The following is a 19,086-nucleotide window of genomic DNA, read 5'->3' on the forward strand; positions in this document are numbered from 1 at the left end:
ACTGTTGGCACCGTTAGATTGCAAGTTCCAGCCTTTGTCCAGCTCGGTAATTGCATCACCAACATTGTTCAAGCTCGTGCCATTTACGCTGTAATTCGGCGCTGAGACAGTACCATCAGGATTCACGGTTGAACCACCACCCAAGGCATCTGCAACACTTTGAGCATTGTTCGCCAACTGGCTACCGTTGATCGCATCTTTCGAATCTGGATTGATATCGCCATCTGCCACGTTGGTGATCTTGTTACCCGCTGCATCAATACCAGACTTGGTCACGCTTGGGCCGCCTGCAATGGTCATGCCGTCGTTGTTGATGACGGTGTCACCCGCAGTCACGCTATCCACTTTTAGGTCACGGTTCAGGCTGTACTTGATGTTGTTGCCTTCTTTCGCTACTTGTAGGTTTTCTTCGCCATCTGCAGTACCGATATCAACGGTGTCGCCTGCTTTCACTGCACCACTGTTGGCACCGTTAGATTGCAAGTTCCAGCCTTTGTCCAGCTCGGTAATTGCAGCGCCAACATTGTTGACATTGGTACCATTCACCGTATAAGTCGGTGCAGAAACAGTACCGTCAGGATTCACGGTTGAACCACCACCTAAAGCATCAGATACGCTTTGGGCATTGTTCGCCAACTGGCTACCGTTGATCGCATCTTTCGAATCTGGATTGATGTCGCCATCTGCCACGTTGGTGATCTTGTTGCCTGCTGCATCAATACCGGACTTGGTCATGCTTGGGCCACCCGCAATGGTCACACCATCGGTGTTCATCACGGTATCACCCGCAGTGACGCTGTCGACATTCAGGTCTTTTGCCAGTTCAATCGCCACTTTGCCGTCTTGAACTTTAGTGCTGATATTACTGTCTGCACCCACCACATCGACTGCTTCGCCCAGTTTCTTCTGAACAGTGGTGCCGTCTTGGGCAGTCAGGCCAAAGCCTTTATCGGTCAGGTCCTGACTCGCTTGGTTGAGTTGATCGACATTGACTGCATCAGTGCCATCTGTACCAGCTGCAACACCGCTAATTTTATTTCCAGCAGCATCAATACCTGACTTGGTTACGCTTGGGCCACCTGCAATGGTCATGCCGTCGTTGTTGATGACGGTATCGCCCGCAGTCACGCTATCCACTTTCAGGTCACGGTTCAGGCTGTACTTGATGTTGTTGCCTTCTTTCGCAACTTGTAGGTTTTCTTCGCCGTCTGCAGTACCGATATCAACGGTGTCGCCTGCTTTCACTGCGCCACTGTTGGCACCGTTAGATTGCAAGTTCCAGCCTTTGTCCAGCTCGGTAATTGCAGCGCCTACGTTGTTGACATTGGTACCATTCACCGTATAAGTCGGTGCAGAGACAGTACCGTCAGGATTCACGGTTGAACCACCACCTAAAGCATCAGATACGCTTTGGGCATTGTTCGCCAACTGGCTACCGTTGATCGCATCTTTCGAATCTGGATTGATGTCGCCATCTGCCACGTTGGTGATCTTGTTGCCTGCTGCATCAATACCGGACTTGGTCATGCTTGGGCCACCCGCAATGGTCACACCATCTGTATTCATCACCGTATCACCTGCGGTGACACTGTCGACATCCAGATTACGGGAAAGCTCAATTGCAACTTTGCCATCTTGAACTTTAGTGCTGATGTTTGGATCTGCACCTACTACATCGACCGCTTCACCCAGTTTTTTCTGTACCGTTGTGCCGTCCTGTGCAGTAATACCAAAACCCTTATCGGTCAGGTCCTGACTGGCCTGATCCAGTTGGCCTTTATTGACTGCATCAGTGCCATCTGTACCAGCTGCAACACCGCTAATTTTATTTCCAGCCGCATCAATACCTGACTTGGTTACGCTTGGACCGCCGGCAATGGTCATACCATCGTTGTTGATCACGGTATCGCCCGCAGTCACGCTATCCACTTTCAGGTCACGGTTCAGGCTGTACTTGATGTTGTTGCCTTCTTTCGCCACCTGTAAGTTTTCTTCGCCGTCTGCCGTGCCGATATCAACCGTATCACCTGCTTTCACTGCGCCACTGTTAGCACCGTTAGATTGCAAGTTCCAGCCTTTGTCCAGCTCGGTGATTGCAGCGCCAACATTGTTGACATTGGTACCATTCACCGTATAAGTCGGTGCAGAAACAGTACCGTCCGGATTCACGGTTGAACCACCACCTAAAGCATCAGATACGCTTTGGGCATTGTTCGCCAACTGGCTACCGTTGATCGCATCTTTCGAATCTGGATTGATGTCGCCATCTGCCACGTTGGTGATCTTGTTGCCTGCTGCATCAATACCGGACTTGGTCATGCTTGGGCCACCCGCAATGGTCACACCATCGGTGTTCATCACGGTATCGCCTGCTGTTACGCTGTCGACATTCAGGTCTTTTGCCAGTTCAATCGCCACTTTGCCGTCTTGAACTTTAGTGCTGATATTGCTGTCTGCACCCACCACATCGACTGCTTCGCCCAGTTTCTTCTGAACAGTGGTGCCGTCTTGGGCAGTCAGGCCAAAGCCTTTATCGGTCAGGTCCTGACTCGCTTGGTTGAGTTGATCGACATTGACTGCATCAGTGCCATCTGTACCAGCTGCAACACCGCTAATTTTATTTCCAGCCGCATCAATACCAGACTTGGTTACGCTTGGGCCACCTGCAATGGTCATGCCGTCGTTGTTGATGACGGTATCGCCCGCAGTCACGCTGTCCACTTTCAGGTCACGGTTCAGGCTGTACTTGATGTTGTTGCCTTCTTTCGCTACCTGTAAGTTTTCTTCGCCATCTGCCGTGCCGATATCAACCGTATCACCTGCTTTCACTGCGCCACTGTTAGCACCGTTAGATTGCAAGTTCCAGCCTTTGTCCAGCTCGGTAATTGCAGCGCCAACATTGTTGACATTGGTACCATTCACGGTATAGGTCGGGTTAGAAACAGCGCCTGTACTTGGATCATAACTTGAACCTCCACCCAAGGCATTAGCTGTGCTTTGACCAAGCTGGTCTACACCATCCTGTACGCTTCTTAACTGGCTAACGTTTACCGCATCAGTATCTGCGGCACCCGCCGATACATTCTGGATACGACGTTCATTGCCCGCAGTACCAACTGAAACCACTGAGCTTGGTGCTGCCGTACCCGTGCGGTAAGCTGCACCTGTAGCCGTTGAGGTCTGACTGCCTGAACCTAAAGCGACATCATTTGCATTGGTTGCAACCGCATTAGAGCCCAGCGCCACGCCATTACTTGCCTGTGCATTGGCCGTATCACCTAAAGCAACCGCGCCTGCTGCCGCAGCGGTCGAAGCATTACCCAGTGCGACTGAACCTTGACCAATCGCTTTGTTTTCATTACCAATCGCCACTGCGCCATTCGCAGCAGTGTTACCTGCCGTATCGCCAGCCGCCGTATTGTTTCGGCCCAAGGCTACAGTACCATTACCATTAGCGGTGTTCGGATCACCCAGTGCCACCGCACCATCACCTGTGGCTTTCTGGTCACGACCAATCGCAACTGCTCCACCTGTGCTTGAAGCGGAGTTAGCTGTGGTTGTACCCGAACCCATGGCAACGTTTTGTCCTGTTGCTCCTGTGGTGACGCCATTACCCACTGCAATATTATTGCTGCCACCAGATGCGGTCGCCGCATTGAGACCCATAGCGATATCATTATTGCCTTGGGCTTTGGCTTTATCACCTACCGCGACGCTAGAGGTGCCATTGGCATTGGCTTCATTACCATAAGCTGATGAATTTGCACCGGTTGCTTTAGCCTGACGGCCGACTGCTGTGGTCTGGTTACCCGTGCCTTTGGCACCTGTACCAACTGCAACCGAATCAGTCCCATCGGCATTGGCTGCAGTGGCAGGATCATAGTTAACTGCTGTCGAGGTACTGCTCCCGATGGCAATACCACGTACGCCTTTGGTGGTAGCAGAATGGCCCATGGCAAGACCGCCGTCTGCCCCAGCTGCTACGGTAGCCGTATTACCTGCCGCAAAACTGTAACTGGCATCCGCCCAACTGAGACGTCCCATCGCAATTGAGGTATTGCCTGCAGCACGGTTATTCACCCCGATCGCGACATTCGAGTTACCATCTGTAAGCTCATTACCAATCCCCAAAGCGGTGTTATAGCCTTGCCCTGCTGTACGGTTACCCTGACCAATCGCGACGTTTTGAAAGGTACCACTACCATCTGAAACGTTTGAATTACCGACAACAGTGGCTCCACCTGGATTGCTGACTTTGTTGTTACGACCTATTGAGGTAGAAGCTGCCGATAAACGATCTATCCCTGTTGGATAATTATTCGAGCCTGTTCCCCGTCTATTTACAAGACCTTGTTGAATTGTTGGATCTGTACCTGTAATGGTACTGCCACAACCAATCGCAACACCGTTAGGACCACTAACACTTGCTTCCCCAGACCCTGTACCACACTGAGAAGCTGTTGGAGATAGAGCCATACTAGTGCCGTTATTGGCTGAGCCACCCCCCGTATTGGTTGCAGCAAACGCACCGGCACTCCATAGCACCGAGCTGATGGTCAGTGCCAGTACCGTGCTGATGGGTTGATATTGCTTTTGTTGTTTTAAATCTGCTTGGACTAAAGTCGAAGCCTGCACGTCTGTATTTGCTGATACATTACGTTTTTTAGTAACACCACGTGCATTTTCAGAAACTACAGTCCATAAATTCAGACTTTTGTTCCAGACTAAACGATAGATTTTATTCATTGAATGTGCGCCTACACAAAGGGTTTAACGCGCAATAAATAACTCATACCTCCCTAAACCAACTTAACAATTGAAAATATTTTTTAACAATTAACACTTATTTTTAGTAAAAAATGTGCACCATTCCTCAAAAGCATAATAAAAAACACTTTAGAACATTTTGTTCAACACTATAGGACTTTAAACTAAAAAATAATCACTCTTGGCCAAGCTCAGGTATAAGGGATATAGATCATTATTTTCTTTTTGCCATGAAAAAACAGCTATTTAACGTTCATAACGATTATTTAAAAATACTCGTCGCGACTGCGACCAAATTTGGAATCCCACAAAGTGAAATCATTAGAAGCTGTCAAATTCCCTTATCCTATCTTACTGATATGAGCTCTAATGAACGTTTAAGCTTTGAGTTATGGACGGAGTTTGTTGGCCGTATCCTAGAGTTATTGCCTGATCGTGGCTTGGGCTATCAATTTGGTTTTAATTGTAAAATTACCAGTCATGGGGCCTTAGGTTTCGCTTTACTAACCAACAGCACCATTGGTCAGGTGCTCAATGACTTACAGAATTATTATAGTATGCGGGTCCATAAAATGGACTTATCCATCTTCAATAAAAACAACAAGATTATTATCCGCTTTAATCCGCTCTACCAACTTCCTAATCAGTTAAATGAATTCCAGAAGGACAGTGTTAATAAATTTTTTATTGAAAGTGCGATTATTGATATTGTGACCAACCTGCAATTGATTACCAACTACAACCTGACCGGCTTAACAGTTGATATCGCATGGGATGTTCCCCAATATCATCATTTTTATGAAAGACGGTTGCCTGCTTTTAACTTCAATAAGGAGTTTAACCAGATTAGCTTTGATATTAAGTGTCTGGATTTACCGCTGACTTTTAGTTCAACCGCGGCCTACAATATCGCCAAAGAACTAATGAATAAGGAATATTTATTTTATCAGGACCAAGATAATAAAATTATTTTAAAGGTTAACCAGCAACTTAAATTCGTACCAGGTCTAGGTTTTCCTAGCTTGAGTGAGGTTGCCAAAAAACTAAAGATCTCTGACCGGACCCTAAAAAGAGATCTTGCCAGTGCCAACACCACCTTTTCCGCTTTACTTCAATCTAAGAAGTTTGAAGTCACCCGTAAACTGATCGACTCCAATCGGAATATTCAGGAAATATCCGATTTACTGGGCTATAGCCATATTAGTGCCTTTTCAAGAGCATTTATCGGTTGGACCGGAAAAAATCCAAGTGATTATATTCGGGAGCAACGGCTGGCGATTAAACAGTATTACCTCAAACAAAGTAAAATATAATTGGTTGTTATTTAAAGCTTAGTACCAACCAATTAAACACTTTAATCAGAAATACTAAACATATGGTGCATTTTTAAGTAGAAGTATTTCAATTGTTAATAAAGCCTCCTATATTGATTAAAACGACGTGGGTTTTCCTCAGTTGCACCTCCCCGTAGTAACTGAGGCTTTTTATTTCTTGCTCAATTTATTAAAAGAGCATTATAGGAACAATAAAGTAAAACAGCTTTATCCTCAGTTATGTGTTTTCCGAGACCATAGCTGAGGTTTTTTAATTTAAAAACTTTAGTTATTACACTCATCATTTTAATCTGTATTTTTGATACCGGAGCTGGCGACGTGATCGCCAGACCCCGCTGGATTCCTATTAAAATTGATCATTTTGGTATACAGGTTAAGCAAATGGGTCACTGAGCTAGCCACATTTTTCTTCTAATATGCGGCTACCGAATATTGCAACACCTTAACGTTTTAGGTTCACAATGACTCAACTGCCAAAAGCAAAACGATCGCTCATCACGACTCAAGCGATGAAAAAAGTTTTGAATCGTCGCACGCGCCAACAGGCACAGCATATCTTTGCAAATGCTGTAGATCGTGTCTTCCGCGGTCAACAGCTCGCCCTGTCAGGCAAGACCCCTTTTGAGATTGTCTATGAGCGTGAAATTATCAGCTTGCGTCATTACAGCACCGATCATACAAAGCTAAAACACCGTATTCCGTTGGTTATCGTGCCTCCGCTTGCCGCCAATATGCTGATTTATGATTTATTCCCTAATCGTAGTTTAGTCCGTTATTTTCTGGCACAAGGCTTTGATGTTTATCTGATTGACTGGGGCACACCCAGCCTGCGACAGGCAAAATATAATCTAGGCACCTATGTCAAAACCTTCATGCCAGACTTTATTGAGAGGATCCGCCAGCATAGCGGCCAGCAACAGCTTTCACTGTATGGCTGGAGTCTGGGTGGTGCACTTTCCCTGTGTTATACCTCATTGTTTAAAGATAAAAATATCCAGAATATGGTGATTCTGGCTTCACCGATCAATACCCATAAATCAGGCTATATGGGCAAGTTTTATCAGAAGCTGACTGCACCCGCCCAATGGATCCGCAGCAACACCAAATTCCGGATTTATCAGGTGCCTAGTCGCGTTTTTCATATTCACGGCTGGCAAAATACACTGGGATTTAAACTTACCGATCCGATTGGTAACTTTAAGAATTACTGGGAATTGCTTAAAAACCTCAATGACCGCCAGTTTGTGATTAACCATGCTACATCCAGTTCTTTTGTGGACAATATGCTGGCTTATCCTGGCGGCGTCATGCGCGATATCATTTTACGCTTCTGGATTGATAATGAACTTTCCACAGGAACGGTGAAATTCGGGGAACAAACGGCCAATCTAAAAGAGATTGATTGTTCTGTGCTGGCGGTGGGTGGCAGTACCGATATCATTGTCACTGCCGAGGCAGTACGCCCATTGATGGACTTGATTAGCAGCACCGATAAACAGTTTCAAATTGTCCCTGGCGGGCATATGGGGCTTGTGTCAGGCAATCAGGCACCACACTCGGTTTGGCCTGTAGTGACGCAATGGTTAGCACAACGTTCGGACTAAGCTGTTTTCAGCAAGGTCAGGCTGTAAGGTTGAATCAACCAAGCAGCCAATATCCATGATTCAGGCAAAATGCTGCTGGCGATGAAGCACCAGACTTTCAACATTCACCGGTGTTCCCAGCAAATAACCTTGTAACTGATGACAGCCCAAACTGGTCAGAATATCTGCTTGCTGTTGCGTTTCCACGCCTTCCGCAGTCACGGTCAAACCCAGTTTTGCAGCCAGATGGATAATACTTTCCAGAATTGCCTCTTCTTTTGAATGGGGTTGCAAATCAATCAGGAAACCGCGATCAATCTTGAGTTCATCTACAGGTAAATCTTTTAAATACAAGAAACTGGAATATCCCGTCCCAAAATCATCAATGGCAATACGAATTCCGAGTTTGCGCAAGCGTTCCAGCGTACGGATACTGGAATCAATATGATGCATCGCGGTTGATTCGGTAATTTCAAGAATTAAATGATGGGGCTGGATCTGATACTGCTCCAACAACTGTTCCAGTACGCTAAATAACTTTTTATTTTCAAACTGGAGTGCAGACAGATTGACGGCTATCGGGTAAAAGGCACTGTTATTTCGTTCCCATTTCTGGATCTGCTGACAGGCTTGTTCGAGCGCCCAATAGCCCATTGGAATAATCAAACCTGTTTTTTCTGCGCCATCGATAAACATTTGCGGGGTTAATAATCCCAGCGTTGGATGCTTCCAGCGGATCAAGGCTTCAACACCACATACTTCATAACTGGCGGTAAATTTAGGCTGGTAAAATAAAACAAATTGCTGCTCATCGACCGCTTTATAGAGATCATTAATCAGCTTGGACTGACTGCGTACATCTTGCTGATCCGACACCGAATGGAACATGGTATAGGTATTGCGCCCCTGCTCCTTCGAAACCAGCATCGCAACATCGGCATTCATCAAGATGTCCTGCACATTGTGACCATGCTCGGGATACATGGCAATTCCGACACTGGCTGAAATGTTGATATCTTTGGCTGCGATTAAATATGTTTCCTGAATGTAATGCAGAATATTTTCTGCAAGCTGCATGGCTTCATTGATATCGGTATTTTCCGCGATCAAAACAAACTCATCGCCCCCAATCCGGAACAGTTTATGGCGGCTATTGTCTAATTGATTATGTAAACGGTTGGCCATCTGGATCAGGAGTTGATCCCCGATATGATGCCCAAAAGCATCATTCACCGATTTGAAACGATCTAAATCAATATATAAAAATGCCGCTTTCTGTTCATGCAAACGATGATGGCTAAACACCACTTCGGCATAATCTGTGAGAAATAAACGATTCGGTAACTTTGTCAGTGCATCATGCAAGGACTGGGTGGCCAGCTCCTTATTCATCTTTGTGAGCTGTTCATTGCGCTCTTCCAGGCGGGCTTCAAGTACGGCCACCGCAAAACCCGCGACAAAAACCAGACTGGTAATAAAAATAATGGTAAAGAGTAAGACACTTTGTTCGGTCTGGTCGGAGGTCAGGACTTGCGCCAGACTTTCATCAAAGTAGGTGGCGGCCATACCGGTATAATGCATCCCGACAATACTGAATGCCATCAGGACTGCAACGGTCGCTTTAAGTAAGGTTCGGTATTTTATGGCATTTTTATACTTAAAAATAAAGAAGAAACTGAGCCCTGAACCGCTAATCGCTATCAGCACCGAGCAAATCACCAGCAGCGGATCATAATGCATGCGATGATGCTCAACCATCAATGCCAGCATGCCCGTGTAATGCATGCCCGATATCCCGAGGCCCATAAAAACAGCGCCAAGCACCAGACGAGGTAAAGGTAAGGTCGGCCTAGAGGTGAGCCATACTGCAAAGATAGAAGCCGCGGCCCCAACCAGATAAGACAGGACAGTTAAACTCACATCAAAATAATATCCTTCTGGCAAATGGCTAGCCAGCATTCCCACAAAATGCATTGACCATATCGCTAATCCCAGGATTAAGCCACTCGCCACTAAAATGCTTTTTTCAAATTTTTTATAAGCAACTTTAAAAACGAGTTCTTCCATTGAAACTGCCGCATAGCATGTCGCTATAGCAACCAAAATGGAAACGATGACCAATGTGCTATCGTAATCAACGTGAACCATAAAGGACTTCCATGATTATTCAGTACTTTTTTTTATTTGATGAGCAAAAATGCTCGAAATCCGAACGACCTTCTACACTCAAAAAAGCAATGAACCTGATATTCATAAACTTTCCTTAACAATAGCATCATCTCGCATAAGGTCAAGTCCTTTTCACTTTATAAATCAATAGAATAAAAGCAGGTGAACATTTCAAACCGATGAAAAGCCTTATTTTTTATTTCTATTTTTTAATTGAAAATTTAATTTATTTTTACCAGCACTTTTTAATCATCACTTTTTTGATTTTTTATTCATTTTTAAATCGTACGCATCCCTCAAAACCTGATCACTTTTGTTGTTTTTTAATCTGTACGCACCCCACCAAAACGGCTAAAACATAAACAATATTAATCTGATTTTTTGCCTAAAGTGTTATAACTCTGTATCCAGTCAAACAAAAAAGCTCCTGTACAAACAAGGACTTTTAAAGATTAAACTAAAAATTAGTTTTTCTCTTTATCTACGATTTTGTTTGCTTGAATCCACGGCACGAAAAAAGATGAAAGCACTGCTTTCATCTTTTTGAGGCACGTAAAGATAAACATAAAAAACCCACTCAAATAGAGTGGGTCTTCGCGTTCAAATCAATTGATTCGAGAAATTAGTTCTTTTCTTTATCAACAATCTTGTTCGCTTGAATCCAAGGCATCATCGCACGTAACTTGTTACCTGTTACTTCGATACCATGTGCTGCATTTTGACGACGACGAGCAGTCATTGATGGATAGTTCAATGCACCTTCCTGAATGAACATTTTCGCATATTCACCAGACTGAATGCGTTTCAATGCATTACGCATTGCTTCACGAGACTGTTCGTTGATCACTTCAACGCCAGTTACGTATTCGCCATATTCAGCATTGTTCGATACTGAATAGTTCATGTCTGCGATACCGCCTTCAAACATCAAGTCAACGATTAACTTAAGTTCATGCAAGCATTCGAAGTAAGCCATTTCTGGTGCATAACCTGCTTCAACCAAAGTTTCGAAGCCCATTTTAACCAGTTCAACCGCACCACCACAAAGAACAGCTTGCTCACCGAACAAGTCAGTTTCAGTTTCTTCACGGAAAGACGTTTCGATGATACCCGTACGACCACCACCTACACCTGAAGCATACGAAAGCGCAACGTTACGTGCATTACCAGAAGCATCTTGATGGATTGCGATCAAGTCAGGAACACCTGAACCACGTTGGAATTCTGAACGTACAGTATGACCTGGTGCTTTCGGTGCAACCATGATCACGTCTAGATCTTTACGTGGAACAACTTGGTTATAAAGAACAGAGAAACCATGCGCAAATGCCAAGGTTGCACCTTCTTTGATGTTTGGTTCAATCACGTCACGATAAAGTTGAGATTGGAACTCATCTGGAGTCAGGATCATGACCAAGTCAGCTTGCGCTACAGCAGCTGGAACTTCAGATACTTTAAGACCAGAATTTTCAGCTTTTTTCCATGATGCTGAACCGGCACGTAAACCAACAGTTACGTCTACGCCAGAGTCTTTCAAGTTAAGTGCATGTGCATGACCTTGAGAACCATAACCAATGATTGCAACTTTCTTGCCTTGGATGATAGATAAGTCACAGTCTTTATCGTAAAAAATTTGCATCTGTTTACTCCGCTAAAATTGTTGTCATTTCCCTTGTTCTGCAAGGACAGATCTTTTGTTGGCTCCCCCAGATCACCTTTTCAGGTGTTACACCTTCTTTTCAAGGTGGGATTGGGGGAGATTTTTAAATTGTTAAAACTTTTTCGCCACGTGCGATACCAGAGACACCAGAGCGAACCACTTCAAGGATGGTGTTTTCTGCCAGTGCATCAATAAAACCATCAATCTTTTCAGTGGTACCGGCGATCTGAATGGTATAGGTCGTTGGTGTAACATCCACGATTTGCGCACGGAAGATGTCAGCCGTACGTTTGATTTCCGCACGCGCAGCACCTAATGCCTTGACCTTAATCAGCATCAGTTCACGTTCAATATGTGAACCTTCTGACAGGTCAACCACTTTAACCACTTCAACCAGTTTGTTGAGCTGTTTGGTGATCTGTTCGATTTTATGATCGTCACCATAAGTCGTTAAAGTCAGGCGAGATAAAGTTTCATCTTCCGTTGGCGCAACATTGAGGGTTTCAATGTTATAGCCACGTTGGCTGAAAAGACCAACCAGACGAGAAAGCGCACCCGCCTCGTTTTCAACGAGTACAGAAATAATATGTCTCATTATGTACGCTCCCCTTTACCTAACCACATATCCTTCATGGACTGACCAGCAACCAGCATCGGGTAGACATGTTCAGTACGGTCAACCATGACATTAATGAATACACATTTATCATTAATCGCCATCGCTTCAGCTAACTTAGATTCCAGCTCATCTGCGTGGTTAATCTGAATGCCAACGTGACCATAAGCTTCCATCAACTTGGCAAAGTCAGGTAATGAATCTACATAAGAACTTGAATGACGTCCTTCATAGTTCATGTCCTGCCACTGTTTCACCATACCCAGTGCCTGGTTATTCAAGCACAGGATTTTTACATTCAGGCCATATTGCTTACAGGTCGATAATTCCTGGATACACATCTGGATTGATGCTTCACCAGTAATACACACCACCTGCTGGTCAGGGAATGCAAGCTTTGCAGCCATCGCATACGGCAAGCCAACACCCATGGTGCCCAAGCCACCCGAGTTGATCCATTGGCGTGGACGTTTGTACTTGTAGTAGTTGGCACCGAACATTTGATGCTGACCAACGTCAGAAGTAATAATCGCTTCACCATTGGTCACACGATCCAGTGCTTCAACCACCTGTTGTGGCTTCATGACACCGTTCTGGCCTGCTTCATAACGCAAGCCATGAACTTTGCGCCATTCATTAATCTGAGACCACCATGCTGCAATTGCTTCAGGGTTTGGCTTTGAAACATTCATCTGTTTCAACTGCGCGAGCATTTCCTGAAGTACCGGCTCTACTGCACCCACAATCGGGATGTGCGCCATAATGGTCTTGGAAATGGTTGCAGGGTCTACATCAATATGAATCACTTTCGCATTGGTACAGAATTTTGCAGGGTTATTGGTCACACGGTCATCAAAACGCGCACCAATGGCCAGAATCACATCGGCATTGTGCATCGCCATATTGGCTTCATAGGTACCATGCATCCCCAACATGCCCACGAACTGTGGATCATTGCCCGGGAAAGCACCGAGGCCCATCAGGGTATTGGTCACTGGATAGCCAAGCAAATGTGCCAGCTCAGTCAATAAGCCAGACGCATTGCCCTGAACCACACCACCACCGGTATAAATGATCGGGCGTTTTGCAGAAATCAGTTCATCAATCGCTTTACGGATTTGCCCTGAATGACCACGTGAAGGCGGTTGATATGAACGCATCTTCACTTTTTCAGGATATTCGTAGGCAAATTTTTCTGCCGGATTGGTGGCATCCTTTGGAATATCAACCACAACCGGGCCCGGACGGCCAGAGGCAGCAATATAGAATGCTTTCTTGATAATGGCAGGAATTTCGCTAGCGTGACGCACCTGGAAACTATGTTTTACGATTGGGCGAGAAATACCGACCATATCCGTTTCCTGGAACGCATCTTCTCCAATCAGATGGCTGGCAACCTGACCAGACAGAATCACCATCGGGATCGAGTCCATGTAGGCTGTAGCAATTGGAGTGACGGTATTGGTCGCGCCTGGTCCTGAAGTGACCAGTACTACACCAGTTTTACCCGTGACGCGTGAGTAGGCATCTGCCATATGACCAGCAGCTTGCTCATGACGAACGAGGTAATGGTTAATTTTGTCTTGTTGAAATAGCGCATCGTAAATATGTAATACAGCGCCGCCTGGATACCCAAAAACATGCTCTACGCCTTCGTCCGCGAGGGCACGAACGAGCATTTCACCACCAGATAAAAGTTCCAACGTGATTCACCCTAGTGTTAGCACAATTTATGGGAGACATAAATCGTGTGTTATTCATTAACTTTTGCACTTCTTATAAGTGTGCGTATTCTACTCGTTTTTGCTGTAATAGGAAAAATTTTCTGAGACTCATCAGCCGTATAAACTTGATGACATCTCGAATCAAAATATGCTGGGATAAGCACATTTCAAAAAATCATTCTCTCGGCTAGAAAGAATGTCCATTACAAGCCATGACATTTATTCGAAGGGTGATCAAATAAGCGCATATAAAACTTAAGAAAGCATTCTTGTTTCTTTCATAAGCAAAGTCAAGAACAAAGAAAAGGTTTTTAACGAATATTTTTTAGCTGTTGTTTTTTTAAACACATTTCACGGAATAATTTGGTCTTTTTAAAGTGCCTTTTGTCAAAAAACTGTTTTCTTTTTAAGTAAAAATAGGCATTGTAAACAGCTCAATTCAGCATTTTGATCGAATATAAACAGCATTCTCTTGGGGAGATCAAATATGAAACCATCTTATTTAAAATCAATTTCATACACACTAGCAACCACAGCCCTGTTACTGTGCTCCAGCCACAATCAGGCGCAACAATATTATAAATGGATCGATGCCAATGGCTCGACCCATTACACCACTACGCCCCCACCGAAAGGTGCCAAAAGACTGGATAAAGTTTCAACTTATGGCAGTAGTCATGCGGTGAAACAGAACCCTTCCCAACAGGAAAGTCCAGCGGCTAACCCGGGCACTGCACCACAGGTCCCTCAAGTTGAACCCGAGGTGCCAGCGAATACCGCCAAACCACAAACGCCACCAGCAAACACACCGCAATCTGCTCATTAACCCCTGTATTCATCTGCAAGCTTCCGTTAAGAGCGGTAAGCTTGCAGATAAAATCCCGATCTAAAAACTGACATTTCCTGCAATTTTGCGCTATGCTGTGCAGCAATCTTAACTTTACTTTTTTGTTGTATCGCATATCCCTATGACGACTTCTCACATTGACTCCGAATATCAAGCAAGTGCCATTGAGCCCCAAGTTCAACAAGACTGGGACAATCGCAAAGTTTTTAAAGTTGCAGACACTGTAGAGGGTAAGCATCGCTATATCCTGTCGATGTTCCCTTACCCAAGTGGCAAGCTGCACATGGGGCATGTGCGTAACTACACCATTGGTGACGTGATCAGCCGTTTTTATCGTTTAAAAGGCGAGACCGTCCTTCAGCCGATGGGTTGGGATGCGTTCGGTTTACCTGCTGAAAATGCAGCGATTGCACATCAGGTTGCACCGGCCAAATGGACCTTTGAAAACATCGCCTATATGCGTGACCAATTAAAAAAATTGGGCCTGTCTGTCGATTGGGATCGCGAATTTGCAACCTGTACCCCAGAGTATTATCACTGGGAACAATGGTTATTCGTACAACTTTATAAAAAAGGCCTGATCTATCGTAAGCTTTCAACTGTGAACTGGGATCCGGTCGACCAGACTGTTCTTGCCAATGAGCAAGTTGAAAATGGTCGTGGCTGGCGTTCAGGTGCATTGGTGGAAAAACGCGATATTCCAATGTACTACTTCCGCATTACCGACTATGCACAAGAATTATTAGACGATCTCGATACCTTGCAAGACGGCTGGCCGCAACAGGTCTTGACCATGCAACGTAATTGGATTGGCCGTTCGACGGGGATGGAAATCACCTTCCCGTCTGCCAATACTGAAATCTATGCAGATGGCTTAACGGTTTATACCACGCGTGCTGACACGCTTATGGGTGTAACCTATGTTGCGGTTGCAGCAGAACACCCGCTTGCGCTGAAAGCTGCTGCCCTCCAATCAGAAGCAGGCAACCCTGAATTGGCTGCATTTATTGAAGAATGCCGCATGGGTTCAGTGGCAGAAGCGGATTTAGCCACTGCTGAAAAGAAAGGTATGGCAACAGGTTTGTTCGTAAAGCACCCTGTAACAGGTGAACAGCTTCCAGTCTGGATCGCCAACTATGTGTTGATGTCTTATGGTTCTGGCGCAGTCATGGCAGTGCCTGCACATGACGAACGTGACTTTGAATTTGCCAATAAACTCAACTTGCCAATCAAGCAAGTGATTGATGCCAAAGGTGCTGACGACGCAGATTACTCTGCAACTGAATGGCAAGAATGGTATGGCTCGAAAGAAGGCAAACTGGTTAATTCTGGCGAGTTTGACGGTTTAGCATTCCAGGCGGCTTACGATGCCTTCCTTGCAAAATTAGAACCACAAGCTTTGGCAAATTCGAAGGTTCAATTCCGTCTACGTGACTGGGGTGTTTCCCGTCAACGTTACTGGGGTTGTCCGATCCCGATGATCAACTGTAACAGTTGTGGTCAGGTGCCGGTTCCAGAAGATCAATTGCCAGTGGTATTACCGACTGATGTCGTTCCAGATGGTTCTGGTAACCCATTGAATAAAATGCCTGAGTTCTATGAAACCAAATGTCCAAGCTGTGGTGGCGATGCACGTCGTGAAACAGATACATTGGATACTTTCGTAGAATCATCTTGGTACTATGCACGCTACGCCTCTCCAGACTTTACTGGCGGTATGGTGAAACCTGAAGCTGCACAAAACTGGCTGCCTGTGAACCAATATATCGGTGGTGTAGAGCACGCCATCCTGCACTTATTGTATGCACGTTTCTTCCATAAATTGATGCGTGATGAAGGTGTGGTGCAAGGCAACGAACCATTTACCAACTTGCTTACTCAAGGCATGGTGCTGGCAGATACCTTCTACCGTGAAGCGGAGAATGGCAAGAAAACCTGGTTTAACCCTGCCGATATCGAATTAGAACGCGATGAGAAAGGTCGTATCCTGTCTGCAAAATATTCAGGTGACGGTCAGGAAGTTGTCATCGGCGGACAAGAAAAAATGTCCAAGTCGAAAAACAATGGTATTGATCCACAAGCCATTATTGATCAATACGGCGCAGATACTGCACGTGTGTTCATGATGTTCGCAGCACCACCAGATCAATCATTGGAATGGTCAGATGCGGGTGTAGAAGGCGCAAACCGTTTCTTGAAACGTGTCTGGCGTTTAGCAGCGGGTTTCCTTGAAAAAGGCAATCAGGCAACTGCGATTGATACTGCAAATCTTTCTAAAGACGCGCAGGATTTACGTCGTAAAACCCATGAAACCATCCAGAAAGTGGGTGATGACATCGAACGTCGTCATGCCTTCAATACCGCAATTGCAGCCTTGATGGAATTACTCAATGCCAGCAACAAGTTTGAAGCGAAAGATGATAATGATGCCGCTGTCGCACGTGAAGCGATTACCACACTCCTCACCTTGCTTGCACCGTTTGCACCACACTTAAGTCAAACCTTATTGACTCAGTTTGGTCTGGAACTGACTACGGTTGAATTCCCGCAAGTGGATGAGTCGGCATTAACCCGTAATACACAAACGATTGTTGTACAAGTGAATGGTAAACTTCGTGGTAAGTTAGACGTCGCAGTTGATATGTCTAAAGATGACTTATTGGCGCTGGCAAAAGCTTTACCAGAAGTGCAACAATTCTTGACCGGTCCGACCAAGAAAGAAATTGTGGTACCAAATAAACTCGTTAATTTAGTGGTTTAAACTCCCTTTTAACCTCTCTTTGTAAAAAGAGAGGTTCCCTCAATTGAAAAGAGGGCTGAGGGAAGATGAATAAATAGAGGAATCAATATGCACTTAGCGCAACGTGCAGCTGCTATCGTTCTCACTTTAGGCCTAAGTGCAGGCTTAGTCGGCTGTGGCTTTCATTTAAAAGGAAGTAACCCAACAGCAGCACCGCTGGTCTATAACAAGCTGTCTTTAGCCTTGCCTGCCAATACCGGTGAACTTGAAAACCGACTCAGTATTTACCTCAGTGCCACAGGCGTACAACTCAGCAATGCCAATGATGCCTATGTGCTGCGCATTCTGGATTATACTCCTCGCCGTCAGCTCCTCAACGGTAAATTAACCGAAGTATTACTGCGTTTGACCGTAACCTTCCAGATCGAAGATCGCCAAGGTCGTAAAATTACCGAACCGCGTACACTTACCGCTTCGCGTACTTACCAGTACGATGTGGCAACGGTAAACACCGATAACCAGCAAGAAGCGTATCTGAACCGTATTGTGATTGATGATGTGGCGCAGCAGATCACACGTCAAATTGCGGCCAACCGTTTACCTAAAGCCCAGCCATAATCACGCCTTATGAAACTGGATTATGTTCAAGCCTTAAAACGTGTCAATGAAGCTCGCGGTGCATGGATCATGCACGGACAAGAACCGCTGCTTGAACAAAACCTGCTGGATGCATTTCGTAAAAGCTGGCAACAACAAGAAGTTGAACGCCAGCGCTACGACATCAGTAGTGTCAATGACTGGAAAAATGTCTTTAATGCACTGAATAGCCTGTCCCTGTTCTCTCAACAACTGGCGATTGAAGTGCATGGCAATATCAAACCGGATGCCAATGGCTTAAAACAGCTTAAAAGCTATATTCAACATAATGAACACAACCTGTTGTTGATCGTTCTACCCAAACAGGACAGTAGCAGTTTAAAGTCAGCCTTTTTTCAGGTGGTTGAAGCCAATGGTGTGGTGGTACCGCTTACGGCAACCTATCCGCAAGATCGACAGCGTATCCTCGCCATTGAAGCAGAAAAGCTCAATATCCAACTCAATAATGATGCCTGGCAATGGCTGATGCAGCATCATGAACATAACTTGCTGGCAGCCAAAAATAGCTTGATGCGGGTTGCGGATACGTTCCCCGACATTCAACAGATCCAGATTGAACAGCTCTATGCCTGCTTGCAGGATCAATCGCGTTATACCACTTATGATTTAAGTGATGCGCTACTTGCAGGAAATCTGGCTCAATCTGTGAAGATTTATCAGTACCTGATTGCTGCAGGCGAACCTGACAGCCTGATTTTGTGGACACTAAGCAAGGAAATGCGCTTATTGATGCAGCTGTTCGAGCAACCACACAATGCGATTCAGCTCGGCATCTGGAAAACCAAAGTGTCGCAATATCAACAGGCTTTACGTCGCCTGAATCCGAGACATTTTTTAAACTGGCCTGATTTATTATTACGGATTGACGCATCGATTAAAGGCATGTCAAAAGAAAATGCCGAACACCTGATGCTACAGGCCTTGAGTGAACTGTGTGGAACAACGCTATTTGCCCAGCCCGCTTAAAACCAGATAATCCATCTCATCGT

General features: G+C 45.2%; 11 protein-coding genes. 6 read left to right on the forward strand and 5 right to left on the reverse strand.

Annotated elements, in window-relative coordinates:
* The coding region (locus tag ACNQO6_RS17835) for an ESPR-type extended signal peptide-containing protein (protein ID WP_440209828.1) at positions 1-4,746 on the reverse strand (4,746 nt) is incomplete at its 3' end.
* A gap of 251 nt (positions 4,747-4,997) precedes the next feature.
* On the opposite strand from ACNQO6_RS17835, the gene ACNQO6_RS17840 reads away from it, so the two are divergent.
* Together ACNQO6_RS17840 and ACNQO6_RS17845 are read left to right on the forward strand one after the other, a co-directional pair.
* Positions 4,998-6,080 carry a helix-turn-helix domain-containing protein gene (locus ACNQO6_RS17840; protein ID WP_440209829.1) on the forward strand — a complete coding sequence of 361 codons (1,083 nt, stop codon included), beginning with the start codon at positions 4,998-5,000 and terminating at the stop codon, positions 6,078-6,080.
* A 482-nt stretch (positions 6,081-6,562) separates the two neighbouring features.
* The gene (locus ACNQO6_RS17845) at positions 6,563-7,705 is read left to right on the forward strand and encodes an alpha/beta fold hydrolase (RefSeq protein ID WP_440209830.1); all 1,143 of its coding nucleotides are present in this window, start codon (positions 6,563-6,565) and stop codon (positions 7,703-7,705) included.
* 60 nt (positions 7,706-7,765) lie between these two features.
* Here the strand turns inward: ACNQO6_RS17845 and ACNQO6_RS17850 are convergent, their stop codons facing one another.
* The 4 genes from ACNQO6_RS17850 to ACNQO6_RS17865 form a co-directional block, all read right to left on the reverse strand.
* Positions 7,766-9,832: a putative bifunctional diguanylate cyclase/phosphodiesterase gene (locus ACNQO6_RS17850; protein ID WP_440209831.1), complete on the reverse strand. Its 2,067-nt coding sequence runs from the start codon at positions 9,830-9,832 to the stop codon at positions 7,766-7,768.
* Between the two features lie 643 nt (positions 9,833-10,475).
* The gene (gene ilvC / locus ACNQO6_RS17855; protein WP_343579416.1) at positions 10,476-11,492 is read right to left on the reverse strand and encodes a ketol-acid reductoisomerase; all 1,017 of its coding nucleotides are present in this window, start codon (positions 11,490-11,492) and stop codon (positions 10,476-10,478) included.
* 124 nt (positions 11,493-11,616) lie between these two features.
* Positions 11,617-12,108, reverse strand: coding sequence for an acetolactate synthase small subunit (gene ilvN, locus ACNQO6_RS17860; RefSeq protein ID WP_004655854.1), 492 nt, complete (start codon positions 12,106-12,108; stop codon positions 11,617-11,619).
* Positions 12,108-13,832, reverse strand: a complete 1,725-nt coding sequence (locus ACNQO6_RS17865) for an acetolactate synthase 3 large subunit (RefSeq protein ID WP_262767221.1) — start codon at positions 13,830-13,832, stop codon at positions 12,108-12,110. The genes ilvN and ACNQO6_RS17865 overlap by 1 nt, the downstream gene beginning before the upstream one ends.
* 508 nt (positions 13,833-14,340) lie before the next feature.
* On the opposite strand from ACNQO6_RS17865, the gene ACNQO6_RS17870 reads away from it, so the two are divergent.
* The 4 genes from ACNQO6_RS17870 (at position 14,341) to holA (ending at position 19,063) form a co-directional block, all read left to right on the forward strand.
* Positions 14,341-14,679 (forward strand): DUF4124 domain-containing protein, encoded by a 339-nt coding sequence (locus ACNQO6_RS17870; RefSeq protein WP_440209832.1) that lies wholly within the window; start codon positions 14,341-14,343, stop codon positions 14,677-14,679.
* A 142-nt stretch (positions 14,680-14,821) separates the two neighbouring features.
* Positions 14,822-17,461, forward strand: a complete 2,640-nt coding sequence (leuS, locus tag ACNQO6_RS17875) for a leucine--tRNA ligase (RefSeq protein ID WP_440209833.1) — start codon at positions 14,822-14,824, stop codon at positions 17,459-17,461.
* Positions 17,462-17,548: 87 nt separating this feature from the next.
* A complete protein-coding gene (locus ACNQO6_RS17880) occupies positions 17,549-18,058 on the forward strand; it encodes an LPS-assembly lipoprotein LptE (RefSeq protein ID WP_005228615.1) in 510 nt (169 codons plus the stop codon).
* A gap of 9 nt (positions 18,059-18,067) precedes the next feature.
* Entirely contained in the window at positions 18,068-19,063 is a 996-nt protein-coding gene (gene holA / locus ACNQO6_RS17885) for a DNA polymerase III subunit delta (protein ID WP_440209834.1), read from the forward strand.
* Positions 19,064-19,086: the final 23 nt, after the last annotated feature.

It is taken from the genome of Acinetobacter calcoaceticus (assembly GCF_051947995.1).
Classification (GTDB): Bacteria; Pseudomonadota; Gammaproteobacteria; order Pseudomonadales; family Moraxellaceae; genus Acinetobacter.